This is a genomic window from Gilvibacter sp. (assembly GCF_965601605.1).
Lineage (GTDB): Bacteria > Bacteroidota > Bacteroidia > Flavobacteriales > Flavobacteriaceae > Gilvibacter.
In genome coordinates this window covers 140147-153793 of the sequence record NZ_CBFCWJ010000012.1, presented here as the reverse complement: position 1 = coordinate 153793, position 13647 = coordinate 140147, and the positions used below count along the sequence as shown (strand labels likewise).

Annotated in this window: 11 protein-coding genes and 1 other RNA gene; 5 read left to right on the top strand and 7 right to left on the bottom strand. The window is 43.9% G+C overall.

What is annotated here, in order from left to right; genetic code table 11:
* Window position 1 precedes the first annotated feature (1 nt).
* Window positions 2-1276 carry a fumarylacetoacetase gene (fahA, locus tag ACSLP7_RS03225; protein WP_435577980.1) on the bottom strand — a complete coding sequence of 425 codons (1275 nt, stop codon included), beginning with the start codon at window positions 1274-1276 and terminating at the stop codon, window positions 2-4.
* A 110-nt stretch (window positions 1277-1386) separates the two neighbouring features.
* On the opposite strand from fahA, the gene glyA reads away from it, so the two are divergent.
* Window positions 1387-2661: a serine hydroxymethyltransferase gene (gene glyA, locus ACSLP7_RS03220; protein ID WP_435577979.1), complete on the top strand. Its 1275-nt coding sequence runs from the start codon at window positions 1387-1389 to the stop codon at window positions 2659-2661.
* 19 nt (window positions 2662-2680) lie between these two features.
* Here glyA and ACSLP7_RS03215 read toward each other — a convergent pair whose 3' ends face one another.
* The 4 genes from ACSLP7_RS03215 to ACSLP7_RS03200 all read right to left on the bottom strand — a co-directional run bounded on the left by ACSLP7_RS03215 (window position 2681) and on the right by ACSLP7_RS03200 (window position 7890).
* Window positions 2681-4234, bottom strand: a complete 1554-nt coding sequence (locus tag ACSLP7_RS03215; RefSeq protein WP_435577978.1) for a hypothetical protein — start codon at window positions 4232-4234, stop codon at window positions 2681-2683.
* 60 nt (window positions 4235-4294) lie between these two features.
* Window positions 4295-5455 carry a carboxypeptidase-like regulatory domain-containing protein gene (locus tag ACSLP7_RS03210; RefSeq protein ID WP_435577977.1) on the bottom strand — a complete coding sequence of 387 codons (1161 nt, stop codon included), beginning with the start codon at window positions 5453-5455 and terminating at the stop codon, window positions 4295-4297.
* An 11-nt stretch (window positions 5456-5466) separates the two neighbouring features.
* Window positions 5467-6729: a carboxypeptidase-like regulatory domain-containing protein gene (locus ACSLP7_RS03205; RefSeq protein ID WP_435577976.1), complete on the bottom strand. Its 1263-nt coding sequence runs from the start codon at window positions 6727-6729 to the stop codon at window positions 5467-5469.
* Window positions 6730-6822: 93 nt separating this feature from the next.
* The gene (locus ACSLP7_RS03200; RefSeq protein ID WP_435577975.1) at window positions 6823-7890 is read right to left on the bottom strand and encodes a glutaminyl-peptide cyclotransferase; all 1068 of its coding nucleotides are present in this window, start codon (window positions 7888-7890) and stop codon (window positions 6823-6825) included.
* A gap of 108 nt (window positions 7891-7998) precedes the next feature.
* Between ACSLP7_RS03200 and ffs the strand changes: the two genes are divergently transcribed.
* The 3 genes from ffs to fsa all read left to right on the top strand — a co-directional run bounded on the left by ffs (window position 7999) and on the right by fsa (window position 9710).
* Window positions 7999-8097: signal recognition particle sRNA small type (gene ffs / locus ACSLP7_RS03195), an RNA gene on the top strand.
* A gap of 54 nt (window positions 8098-8151) precedes the next feature.
* Window positions 8152-8955: an SDR family oxidoreductase gene (locus ACSLP7_RS03190; protein ID WP_435577974.1), complete on the top strand. Its 804-nt coding sequence runs from the start codon at window positions 8152-8154 to the stop codon at window positions 8953-8955.
* Between the two features lie 101 nt (window positions 8956-9056).
* Window positions 9057-9710, top strand: coding sequence for a fructose-6-phosphate aldolase (fsa, locus tag ACSLP7_RS03185; RefSeq protein WP_291181868.1), 654 nt, complete (start codon window positions 9057-9059; stop codon window positions 9708-9710).
* Window positions 9711-9722: 12 nt separating this feature from the next.
* Here fsa and ACSLP7_RS03180 read toward each other — a convergent pair whose 3' ends face one another.
* Entirely contained in the window at window positions 9723-11129 is a 1407-nt protein-coding gene (locus ACSLP7_RS03180; RefSeq protein ID WP_435577973.1) for a TlpA family protein disulfide reductase, read from the bottom strand.
* A 157-nt stretch (window positions 11130-11286) separates the two neighbouring features.
* On the opposite strand from ACSLP7_RS03180, the gene ACSLP7_RS03175 reads away from it, so the two are divergent.
* On the top strand, window positions 11287-12918 hold the full coding sequence (locus ACSLP7_RS03175; protein ID WP_435577972.1) for an ABC-F family ATP-binding cassette domain-containing protein: 1632 nt from the start codon (window positions 11287-11289) through the stop codon (window positions 12916-12918).
* Here ACSLP7_RS03175 and ACSLP7_RS03170 read toward each other — a convergent pair.
* On the bottom strand, window positions 12915-13634 hold the full coding sequence (locus ACSLP7_RS03170; RefSeq protein WP_435577971.1) for a hypothetical protein: 720 nt from the start codon (window positions 13632-13634) through the stop codon (window positions 12915-12917). The genes ACSLP7_RS03175 and ACSLP7_RS03170 overlap by 4 nt on opposite strands.
* Window positions 13635-13647: the final 13 nt, after the last annotated feature.

The window sequence follows — 13647 nt, the reverse complement described above, 5'->3', positions numbered from 1 at the left end:
TCTATAAAGCTGGAAGTAACTTAGTACGGCATTCGCCAAAGCCAATGCGTACCTCACTATTCTGGCAATATCCTTTAAGGATCACAGTATCGTGATCTTCAATGAAAGATCGAGTAGTGCCGTCTGGCATTTCTAGTGGGTTTTTACCACCCCAAGAAAGTTCTAACATAGACCCGTAAGAGTCTGGAGTAGGACCAGAGATGGTTCCACTTCCCATCATATCACCACTGACTACATTACAACCGTTCACTGTGTGGTGAGCCAATTGTTGTGCCATATTCCAATACATATACTTGAAGTTGGACGTAGACACTTTGTGTTCACTTCCGCCTTCAGGTTGCAGGTAAACCTCTAAGTTAATGTCGTAGCTTTTCGGGCCGGTATATTGCAAATACGGCAATTGCGGTTTCTCTGGTTTTGGACCTTCCACTTTAAAAGGTTGCAAGGCATCTAAAGTGACTATCCACGGAGAAATACTAGAGGCAAAATTCTTAGCTAAGAAGGGTCCTAGCGGTACATACTCCCACTTTTGGATATCTCGTGCACTCCAGTCATTGAATAACACCAATCCGAAGATATAATCCTCGGCTTCATCCACAGCGATTGGTTCTCCCAAATGATTGGCATCCGTAGTGATAAAAGCCATTTCCAACTCAAAGTCAACACGTTTAGAAGGACCAAAAATAGGTGTTTCTGCTCCCGGAGGCATGGTCTGGCCATTAGGTCTTCTTATGTTGATGCCACTTGGGATAATGGAGGAGCTACGTCCGTGGTAACCCACAGGAATGTGCATCCAGTTGGGTAAAAGTGCCTTGTCCGGATCGCGGAACATACTGCCCACGTTCGTGGCGTGTTCCTTACTGCTGTAAAAATCGGTGTAATCCCCAATGCTTACGGGTAATTGCATCTCGATCTCATCCATGGTGAAAATAATTACATCACGATGCTCTGCATTGTCACGAAGTTTAGGATTGCGAGATTCAAACACTTCAGAAATCCGATTGCGAACCAAACGCCAGGTCTTTCTACCGTCAGAAATAAAATCGTTCAAACTGTCTTGCAGAAAGATATCGTCCGTAAGATCGATCCCCTCAAAATAGCCCAATTGATGCATCGCACCAAGGTCAATGGCGTAGTCACCAATGCGCGTTCCAATGGTAATGATATCGTCACGCGTTAAGAAAACTCCAAAAGGAATGTTTTGGATCGGAAAATCCGTTTGTGGTGAATGATCGAGCCAAGTAGTAAGCTCTGGGTTATTTGCTGATAAAGGCATGGTTGATTCTTAATAAAGTGTTGGTAAATCGTCTAATCAAAGATATGATTTTAGATGGTGCAAAAGCATCTAAGTTGTATTTTTGGTTTCGTAATTTTTAAGCTGATCAAATGCAACGCGATACCGAGATTTTTTCACTGATTCAAGAAGAAGAACAACGTCAATTAAACGGATTGGAACTCATTGCTTCTGAGAACTTTGCAAGCCCTCAAGTGATGGAGGCTACCGGTTCTGTACTCACCAATAAATACGCAGAAGGTTATCCTGGGAAGCGTTATTACGGAGGTTGCGAAGTAGTGGATAAAGTAGAGCGTCTGGCCATTGAACGCGCCAAGGAACTTTTCGGTGCAGAATACGCCAATGTTCAGCCGCACTCAGGATCACAAGCAAACACCGCTGTTTTTGCAGCTTGCTTAAAACCAGGAGACACTTTTATGGGCTTTGATTTGGCTCATGGAGGGCATTTGACCCACGGTTCTCCAGTAAACTTTTCTGGGAAGCTTTACCGACCTGTTTTCTACGGAGTGGATAAAGAGACTGGACTTTTGAATTACGATACCATTTTGGAGATCGCCAAGCGTGAGAAACCTAAGATGATAATTGCAGGTGCCAGTGCTTATTCACGAGAGATCGATTACGCGCGATTTAGAGAGATTGCTGATGAGGTAGGAGCGCTTTTAATGGCGGACATTGCCCACCCAGCAGGTTTGATCGCTAAAGGCCTTATTGCAGATCCGGTACCGCATTGCCATGTGATCACCACCACTACCCATAAAACTCTAAGAGGACCGCGTGGCGGACTCATCATGATGGGGAAAGACTTTGAAAATCCTTTCGGGATCACTCTTAAGAATGGAAACTTGAGAAAAATGTCTTCTTTACTGGACAGTGGAATCTTCCCAGGAAACCAAGGAGGTCCTTTAGAACACGTGATCGCCGCGAAAGCGATTGCCTTTGGAGAAGCCCTTTCTGATGATTTCTTACACTATATGGTCCAGGTTAAAAAGAATGCGAGTGTTATGGCACAAGCTTTTGTAGACCGAGGCTATGAAGTGATCTCTGGAGGAACAGACAATCATATGATGCTCATTGACTTGCGCAACAAAGGAATAACCGGAAAGCTTGCAGAAGAAGCGCTTGGTCGAGCTGAGATCACTGTAAACAAAAACATGGTTCCTTTTGATACGCAATCTCCATTTGTAACTTCTGGAATCCGCATTGGAACCCCAGCGATTACTACCCGTGGTTTGAAAGAAGGGGATATGGAAGCGATCGTGACGTTGATTGATCGCGTAATTCAAGCACCAGAAGATACTGCTGAACTTGAAGCTGTTGCTAAAGCTGTAAATGAAATGATGGCCGGACGCCCATTATTTAATGCATAGGCACTCGGTTCACTAAACCTTAATCGTCATCGGGAATTACCGCGCTTTCATAAGCTCCAGCATCAAATGGAGCCGTTCGGGCTACATTCAGAATATCAAAAGGTACAATCGGCGTTCCTGAAGTATCTAGGCCATTGGCCCCAGATTCGTCCGGAATATTGAGCTCATTTTCAAAAGGCGCCTTGAATAAAGGATCTTCATTCACCACAAGGTTGTTGTAGCGCGCCGTATTGCTGAAGTCATAAAGCGGGTTATCATCAAACACCCCTTGGGTATCGTTGAAGCGCAGTAGGGTATTGGTAAAGTTGAAGTTAAAGGCAGCTTCATCACTACCTAACAAACCGAGTTCAATGTTCTCGTTTCCGTAAATGATGCAATTGGTGAAATTCGCCTCAATGAGATCCATGGTTTGAATCTCTGTTTCACTCACTACGAAGATATTGTCTAGTTGTACGGCCGGGAAGCTTCTAAAGCTGTCATTCCAATAGTTCACAAAGGTACAGTGGCGGAAGTTATATCGCCCACCAAAGGTCAATGCTAAGGCCGATTGCCCTGCATTATTGATCACGACGTTCTGTCCGTCTACAAAGCCTGTGCGCGCCAAAAGCCCTACATTAGAACTGTTGTAAATCTGTACATTATTCAAACTCAAAGTAGGCGAGGAGGAACCGTCATTGCTGTCCATCAAAATACCTACGGTGGCGTTCTTAATAGTTGTATTGGTAAAGGTGTGGCCGGAACTTCCTTGGGTTAGCCAAATAGCGCCCCATTGACCTGGTACGTCAGAAAAACCAGGTTCCAAACGATCACCTTCAAAAATGACCTCATTTTCAAGGGCCACTGGATCTGAACTCGGAGCTCCGTTTACGATCATGGTCGCGGTATTGGCCACGAGAATCCCACTGTTGGCGTGAAAGTGTACACGCGCTCCCGGATTGACTGTCAAGACATCCCCTGCATTAACGGCTGCATAGCCGTAGATCACATAAGGCTTTTCATTGGTGAAAGTCAGCTCGTCGTCCTCCAAAATAAAACCTTCAATCAAAATCGGTTCTCCATCGGCATCAGTGCCTAGATTCAGCGTTTCAACTACGCCATCCGCATCGCGTTCAGGAAAAAGGAAAACTGCATCTTGAACCAAGGTGACGAGTTCCACGTCTTGCTGATTGCCTCCGCTGTCAAATTCAATCTGATCCGTATATAAAAACTGAGTGGCCGTAGCTGAGAATTCGGCGATATCAATAGTAGTCTCTACAAAGACAAAGATGCTGTCTTTGGCTCTGATCACTACATCTTCAAAGGTCTTGCCTGGAATTCCATCTACGTTCAAACGATATAGCGAGCTCTCTCCTTGTCCCAAACGCACTGTTGGAATGTTGATGTCTTCATCTCCTCGGTTATACACTTTAAGGTTATAGGTGCTGGAACCAATATTGGTGAAGACCGTGTCCAAAAAGACAGTGTCTCTAGAAAATTCCAATTGGCCCGTATTGGGTACGGTTTCAAAATCGTTACGACAACTGGAAAGGAGAACAACAAAGCCCAAGATAGTCAGGGCAAGTAAGCTTCGCATAAAGATCTATTTTGTGTAAAAATATAACTTTTTGCATAGCATCTTATTGTGCTGAGCGCCTTATTTGCGTTTTTTCCGCGCTTTGCGCTGCGCCCTTCTTTGCTCTTGCTGTAAACGTTGAAAGGTCACCGTGTTCTCATAACGGGCGCGGTCTCTTTGGAGCTGAGGATTTCCATTAAAATTGGTTGATGGATTGTAAGACGATCTAAAATCTACGGGTCTGCTGGGTTCATGCCATATCGGGATCCCAACAGTAATGTATTGGTAGAGTTCTTCGATCTCAGTATCCAATTGCATTTCAATGGTCTTTTCCTGCTCCACTACAGTCACTTCTTGAGTGACGAAGCCCACATAGCTGAGTTCTAGTTTTTGTCCTTGAGTAGCCTCGATTTCAAAATTACCGTCAAAGTCTGATTGTATGCCTTTGTCTGTTCCTTTTACTAGGATATTAACTCCTGGTAATGGCAGGCCTGTATCGTCTAAAACAGTGCCTTTAAACTTAATCACAGCAGTGCTGTCTACTGGTTTTTCTACAATAGGCTCCGGAGCAATTCTTCCCAGGATCATAGACTCGCGCTTAATTCCTGTAGCACAAACCACAACTTCAGGCATATGCTGTGGATTGTAAACCAGCGTGAAATTATAGAGGTCTTGATCTTGGTGTACTTGAATTTCTTCTGTGAGGTGTAGGTAATACGTAAATCTTAAAGTATGCCCGACACGTGCGCGCATGCGGTAAGTTCCATTGCTGTCGGTTTGAATTTGATCATTGGTCTCAACGATGGTCACGCGTACACCCGGTAAAGGATTCCCGGCAGTGTCTTTAACCACCCCTTTGATGTCTTTATAGTCTTGTTGCTGACTTCCAATGTTTAAGGAAACATAGGATTTATTGCTGACAGGCAGCGGCTCACCTTGGGAATAAGCAGAAGTACTGGCCAAAAGCGCCAATGGCAAAATAAAACTCGCCGCCAAGGGCGGAATGAGTGAATAGCTTTTGGTGCTGTATTCCATAGGTCGATTGAGTTGATCGTTCCTAAAACGACCACAAAGGTTGGAGTCACTCTTTAGCGCTTTAACAATGAAGGCGTCGGTTTTATTGGTGAAGTCCATAACGGTCTTTTCACAAACCTGACAATGGCGTCCGCGCTCTTGTGGGCTCATTTGGTTCCAATCTTCATGACAGGGTTCCGGAATTTGAATGCTGATCTTTTTTCCCATGATGCTTTGTTTTATTGCTGATTGTTTTTACGCGCTTGCTTTTTCTTTTCTCTTTGGATCCGTTCAAAGGCCACTGTGTTGGCGTTGCGCGCTTTTTCTGCCTGCAACCTTGGGTTCCCATTAAAGTTCTCTGAATGATTGTACCCAATACGATACCAAGGAATAACCCCTTCATAAGTGATCTCAATACCATGAATAACCCCACCCATGATCATTTTCTCCCATTTGCGGTCCAAGACGGTCTCGGCCTGAATTTCTGAAGCTTTAAGGGTTACAGACTTGAAGTTCGCTACCTCAAAGACGAGTTCATCAGTAGGGCGGAGGTCGGTTCTAAAGTGACCGTCTGCATCCGTATAAACTGCCGCCTGCGTGCCGGCAATAGCAATTTTAGCAAAGGGAATGACCGTGCCCTCCGCATCCATTAGAATGCTTTCTACTTTGATGATCTTTGCAGAAGGAGTGATTAGTAAACTGTCTTTGGCAATGGGTGCTACGAGATCAACCTCAGTGGGGGTTTCGTTTAATCCGCACACAGCCGCCTTGTTTTCCAATACTTCTTCTACCGTCGTTGTAGTTTCTGTCTTGGTGGAAACAACGGTGAACCCATTAATTGCCCGTACTTCACGTTTATAAGCTTGAGCTACAACAACTACTTCGGGTAAATGCTCAGGGCTGTATTGCAGGGCAAAACTATAAATGTCTTGATGCTCGTGTACTTGAATTTCTTCTGTGAGATAGAGGTAAGAGCTAAAGCGCAAAGTATGCCCTACTTGAGCCTTTAAGCGATAAGTTCCTTTATTGTCTGTTTGGATCTGATCGTTGGTTTCTAATATGGTGACTCTAACTCCGGGCATAGGATTTCCCGCGGTATCAGTAACAACGCCTTTAATGTCTTTATAGACTTGCTGTTTTTGACTGCCGATGTTTAGCGATACGTAATTGGAATTGATATTATTTGAGCTATGCTGCTGACTGTAAGCTGATCCTGCTGCGAGCATGGCCAAGGGCAAGATAAAAGATGCCGCTAGCGGAGGCAGAATGGAGTTTCTACGTACAGAGAGATCAATAGGTCTGTTGAGCTGGTCTGGTCTAAAGCGTCCGCAGATATTGTCGTGCTCTTTAAAATAAGAAGCGATGAATTTATCGGTGCGTGCCGTGAAGTCGACGACAGTCTTGGCACAGCTGCCGCAATGCCTGCCCAGTCCATTAGGAGACATTTGGTTCCAGTCTTCGTGACAAGGCTCGGGAATCTGAATAGTAATCTTCTTGGCCATAAGGTTGATTTAAGTGTTACTCAAATCACCTGCTTTTACAAGAGATTTAAAAGATAGAACGAGGGAACAGACCCTCTGAATGAGGGAACAGGACTATTGTACTTCCGCGATAGCGACTTTAAAGAGTTTTTCCCAACGCTTCCCAGTCAAATAAAGGATGTTCTCTTCGCCTTTATAGGCGATTCCGTTGAGTACGTTCTCATCTTCAGCCTCGGCGTATTGGGTTACCTGTTCTTTGAGAGAACTGGTGTTGATCACCCCTTCAACCACTCCAGTTTGTGGATTGATGATCGCAATGGCGTCACGCTGCCAAACATTAGCGTAGATCTTTCCGTTGATGAACTCAAGCTCGTTGATATTATCAATCTTAGCGCTGTGGGTGTATACCTCAATATAGTCTTCTTCCATAAGCGTCTCCGGATTGAGAATCCAGATACGAGAACTTCCGTCGCTTTTATAGATCTTCTCGCCATCATTGCAAAGACCCCAACCTTGTAGGCTGTTTCCATAATTGAAAAAGCCTTGCTTTTCCATACTGTCTCGGTCATAGATCAATCCAATACCGCGTTGCCAGGTAAGTTGGTAGATCTTGTTGTCTTTTACAGTAAGACCTTCTCCAAACTGATTTCCAGGCAGGGCTACAGAATTCCAAACTTCTCCCGTTTGATAATTCACCTTGCGCAATGTGCTTTGACCGTATTGCCCGGTACTTTCATAAAGAGTATCTCCAACAAATTCGATCCCTTGTGTAAAGGCTTTTATATCGTGTGGATAGGTCTCCAGGATTTCATAAGAATAGCCTTTGGGTGGATTCGCAGCCAAAACAGTAATGGATTTTTGAGTCACATAACGATTTTCACCACTATAAACTCGGGCCAAAATATTGCGTGTGCCAACCTTTCCATCCTCAATAGTAATGGAAGCATTGCCGTCTGTAGAAGCAGCAAAACGTACATCGTCTATAAAGTAAGCCACCGAATCAACTTGCTTTTGATTGGCGTTGTATAGGCTTACATCCATGCTGCCGTCTGCTTTCATGGTGGCTTTAGCATCTGAGAAGTTCAAATTGAATCCGTGAGCTTCTTTTATAGTAGGTTCTGCGCAAGCCCCTAACAATAAGGCGGTTGAAATAGGCAGAAAGAGCGTCTTGAAAAAGTTCATTCCAAATTTTTTGGCAAGTTATTTAATTTAGGTCAAAATCAACAGAAACAGATTTTAAATTCAACTTAAAATTCGTTGCAAATATTAAGAATGAGCGTATCTTTGCAGCGGCAAGTCCTACACAACCAGCTCCTGTTGAATCCCCCAGGGTGGGAACACAGCAAGGGTAGACGGTCGTAGCGGTGTGATGTAGGTAGCTTGCCATTTTTTTTTGCCCTTTGGTCAAGGATTTTTCATTTGCTATTTTTGACCGCAACATCTATGAGTAAGGTAGTTTTTATAACAGGAGCGTCGTCGGGTATTGGTAGAGCCATTGGTGAGCTATTGCACAGCAAAGGCATGGTGGTTTACGGAACCAGCAGAAATCCGTCCAAAGTTAAAGACTCGCCATTTCCTTTAATCCCTTTAGATGTAAACCAACCCGAGACCATTGAGCAGGCTGTAAACTGGATCCTTGCAGAAAAAGGTCGTATTGATGTTTTGGTCAACAACGCGGGCGTTGGAATCACCGGGCCAGTAGAAGAAACTCCAGACGATCAGATCCACCAAAATTTTGACACTAATTTCTACGGACCTATCCGTGTGATCAAGGCTGTTTTGCCCGCCATGCGAGAAGCAGGGCGAGGGCGCGTCATCAATATTACCTCGATTGCGGGTTATATGGGCTTGCCTTACCGCGGAATTTATTCGGCTAGCAAAGCTGCTCTAGGAGTTGTAACGGAAACCTTACGTATGGAGGCTCGTGAGTTCGGTATTTCTTTTACCACGGTTGCTCCGGGTGATTTTGCTACCAATATTGCAGCAGGCCGTTATCACGCTCCTTTAAAAGAAGATTCTCCCTATTACAAGAACTATAAGGTGTCTTTGGATCTGATGAATGAACACGTTAATGCCGGAGAAGATCCTGTAGCTATGGCAAATTTTGTTCACAGGTTGATCAATAAAAAGAAGGTCAAAGTACATTATCGTGTAGGCGCACCGCTACAGCGACTCTCTATAGTACTTAAACGTTTACTTCCGGATACTTGGTACGAGTCTATGCTAAGAAAGCACTACAAGCTCTAGCAGTTATTAACAGTTTTGGTCAATAATTTCTTGGTGCTATCGCTTTGCAGCGGGTAGAGGTTGCTTATTTTTGTACCCATAATCACTTCATCAGGAATTTTATGAAATTTTTTATCGATACTGCCAACCTTGATCAGATCCGTGAAGCCCAAGAATTGGGAATCCTTGACGGTGTTACTACCAACCCATCGCTAATGGCCAAAGAAGGCATTACCGGGGAGGCGAACATTCGTCAACACTATGTAGATATTTGTAATATCGTAGACGGAGATGTATCCGCAGAAGTTATTTCTACCAACTATCAAGACATGATAGAAGAGGGGAAAGCACTTGCAGCTTTGCACGAGCAGATCGTAGTTAAGGTTCCGATGATCAAAGACGGTGTTAAAGCCATTAAATACTTCAGTGATAACGGAATCCGTACCAACTGTACGCTAGTATTCTCTGCTGGTCAAGCCCTTTTGGCGGCTAAGGCCGGAGCTACTTATGTTTCTCCGTTTATTGGACGTTTGGACGATATCTCTACAGACGGTCTTAACTTGATCAACGAGATCCGTTTGATCTATGACAACTACGCTTTTGAAACGCAAATCCTTGCAGCTTCTGTACGTCACACCATGCACGTTATTGATTGTGCTAAGATTGGTGCTGATGTAATGACCGGGCCGTTGAAGTCCATTGAAGGTTTGCTCAAACATCCTTTGACTGACATCGGATTGGAGAAATTCTTAGCAGATTACCGCAAGGGTAACTAATCGTTTAAAATCCTATTGGAAAGGTGTTCTATTGAGGTAGCCTAAAAGCTGAACCTCAAAGTTAGAACCAAAGATGTTCGTGTTGTTTTCTATGATTACACCACGAGCATCTATTATAATTGCCTTATTAGGTGAGTTGAGAACAAGTGCACGTTCGGCAGTGGATGCGTCGTTGAAGCGGTACTCCGTCTTTTCATTGAATGTACGCAGTGCCATGGTCTTTAACCACTTTTCATGGTTTTGATCCACGCTGATCCCGATGAAGTCGAACTCTGGATATTTAGCGCGCATTTCTGCAGCCTTCTTGTGGATGCGTTTATTGTGAGAAGATGAACCTGCAGACCAGAAGAACAAGACAGTAGGTCTGTTGATCAAGCTGTGCAAATCCTTGATGGTATTGTCTGTAGTGACTACCATTTGATTAGGCAATGGATTTCCAGGGATCATTTTGTCGCAGGCAGACTGCAACATTTTCATCTCTTTTTGTTGTTTACCGCTGCTGTTCTTGTCCAAGAACAATTTATAGATCTCCCTGCTGCTTTCCTGATCCTTAGAGTTGATCAAATAGCGACGCGTAGTTGCATAGAGCAGATTGTTCTTTAAAGAGTCGTGGGTGATCACACTGTCAATGAGTCGAAGCTTGGCTTTGGTGTGCTCCGGAGAGGTACGGTCAAAGCGAGCAGCATTCATATAGGTTGTGTAGCTTACATTGTCTAAGTAAGAGGTAATGTAGCGGTAGTACGGATAATAAGTGTACAAATGCGCATCTCCATAGTTTACCTGATTGCGAAACGCATAAAAGTCCGCAGGTAATGAGTTTATATTTTCCAAGTGGTTGCTGCCGTAATGCGCAAATGGATACAACTCTTTTTTGGAATAGTAGTCAAAGTCGATACTGGCCTGGGCTACGGTATTGAATCCTGCCGAGGTCTCGTATTTTTCTTTGAATCGATTCAAAACCTCTAAACGGATATTTCGCATGCTGTCTAAAGATGCGTTAAATTCCTCAGGAGACTTTTGATAGAAACTCGGCATGAGTTTTTGCTCCTTCTCATTGTGCAAGAACATATCTATCAAATAATTATTTTTTGCCGCTCCTGTACCAGAATACGCCAAGGACTCATCAAAGTCCAAAGTGTTTACACGAAGCATGATGCTGTCTCCCGGTTCAATATAGACCAGTTGGTATTCCTTGTGAATAAAACTGTAAAGGCCAGGTACAAGACTGTCAAAACGGTACTTAAAGAAATTGTTCTTATCCAGGTAGATGGTATCTACCAAAAGAGAGTTCTTGGTCAACAAGACATAATCGTCCTTGGGGTTGATGATCTCGCCACCAAACCAAGTCGCTGTTTGCTCTTGTTTGTCCGTCTTACAGCCGGTTAAAAGTAAGGGGAGTAACAGGCCTAGGGGATACAAGTATTTTGTAAGAATATGCTCCATATACAATTCCATACAAAAATAAGCTCCTGCTGCAGAGAACAGTGTTAAGCGCTCGTTAAAATAATTGGGTTATAAAACCTTTATAAAGCCCGCATTTATGCCTATTTTTGCGGCGCATTTTAAGACGAGAATCATGCTTTCAGTATCTAATCTTTCTGTTCAATTTGGTAAGCGCGTTTTGTTTGATGAGGTAAACACCACCTTTGTCAACGGTAACTGCTACGGGATCATCGGTGCCAACGGTGCTGGTAAATCTACTTTTTTAAAGATCCTTTCTGGGAAAATGGAACCTACTTCTGGACAGGTTCACTTAGAGCCTGGTAAGCGTATGTCTGTCTTGGAACAGAACCACAATGTATTTGATGAGCAAACGGTTTTGGAGACTGTGATCATGGGAAATAAGCCCCTTTACGAGGTTAAGACGGAGATGGATCAGATCTATGCTAAGCCTGATTTTAATGATGCTGACGGAGAACGAGTTGGTGAGCTACAGGTGATCTTTGAGGAGATGAACGGCTGGAATGCAGACAGCGATGCTGCGGCCTTGCTTTCTAACTTAGGGATCAAAGAAGAATTTCACTACACGCCCATGGCGGATATGGATGGAAAACTAAAAGTACGTGTGCTTTTGGCGCAGGCACTTTTTGGAAATCCAGATGTATTGATCATGGATGAGCCTACCAACGACCTGGATTATGAAACAATTTCTTGGTTGGAGAATTTCTTGGCGAATTACGACAACTGCGTGATCGTGGTATCTCACGACCGTCACTTCTTGGACGCGGTATGTACACACATCAGTGATATTGACTTTGGTAAGATCAATCATTACTCGGGGAATTATACGTTCTGGTACGAATCCAGTCAGCTAGCGGCGCGTCAGCGTGCGCAGCAAAACAAAAAAGCGGAAGAGAAAAAGAAGGAGCTTCAGGAGTTTATTGCGCGTTTTAGCGCAAACGTTGCGAAGTCTAAGCAGGCTACCTCGCGTAAAAAGATGATCGACAAACTCAATATTGAAGATATTAAACCGTCTAGTCGTCGTTATCCTGCCATCATTTTTGAGCGCGAACGCGAAGCGGGAGATCAGATCCTAAACATTGAGAATCTATCGGCATCCATTGAAGGAGAAACTCTTTTTACTAATATCGATCTAAACCTCGCTAAAGGAGATAAAGTAGTGGTTTACGCGAAAGACTCTCGTGCGACCTCTGCATTCTATCAGATCATTAACGGTGAACAAGACGCAGATAGCGGAAAGTATCAGTGGGGAGTGACTACTACCCAAAGTTATTTGCCAGCGGATAACGATTCGTACTTTTCTGAGAAGATCTCTTTGGTAGATTGGTTGCGTCAATGGGCCACCACAGAAGAAGAGCGTGAGGAGGTTTACATTCGTGGATTCCTAGGGAAAATGCTTTTCAGTGGAGAAGAGGCTTTAAAGAACTCCGATGTGCTTTCCGGAGGTGAAAAAGTGCGTTGTATGCTCAGTAGAATGATGATGCTCCGTGCGAACGTGGTGATGTTGGACGAGCCAACCAACCACTTGGATCTGGAATCCATTACGGCCTTCAACAACTCGCTTAAGAATTTTAAAGGAACGGTTTTATTCACCACTCATGACCACGAGTTTGCTCAAACGGTGGGTAATCGTGTTATTGAACTGACACCAAAAGGCATCATAGATCGTTACACTACTTTTGATGAGTATATGTCAGATCCAAAGATCAAAGAACTGCGTGAAAAAATGTACGCGGTAAACGCTTAGGCGTTGTAGTATTTGGAATTCCAGATTGCCGTATTGAAGTTCTTTCCGGCAGCAAATCCGTAGTACAAGACAACAGCAGCTACAGCCTTGAACATAAAGAGGAACAGCATGACGTATTCTGGCATGCCTACTTCTTTATTGGTGAAAACACCCATTGGTGAGATCGCTGTAAGCAGGATACTCGCCACAAAGATGCTGAAGATCATATTGTCAAAGTTCTTCACAGGCCAGACCAATAGTTTTCTCAATCCGCTGAGGTCATTCCCCCATTTGTGGATCAAATAGTAGTAGCCGTTTCCAATAGGCGCAAAGAGTAATGGGTCGTCCGCATTCTCTAGTTTAAAGAGCTTGGATGGCGCCATCATCATAAAACCATTGAGGGCTGTGTCGTGGGTATCTTCTAATTCACGGATTTTACTGATCGCCTCCTCCGGAAACTCGCTTTTGAACAAAGCTGCATTCAAGAAACGCAAACGGTAGTCTACGCAAATTGATTTTATGGTATCGATATGATAGATCCGATCTGTCTCGAGTTGATCCAGATCAAAGGCATTCGCATCGCTGGTCGCTCTGCTTCTAAGACGGGTGTGGATATCCTGTCTTTGATCCTCGTTTGCAGTTAAAATGCCTTGAATTTGATCTAAAATAGATCCTTCTGGTGCATCTTTAGCTCTTCTTTTATTTAGTTCGCGCTCAATATTGGTGCTTAGTCTCATCCGATCAAATTTT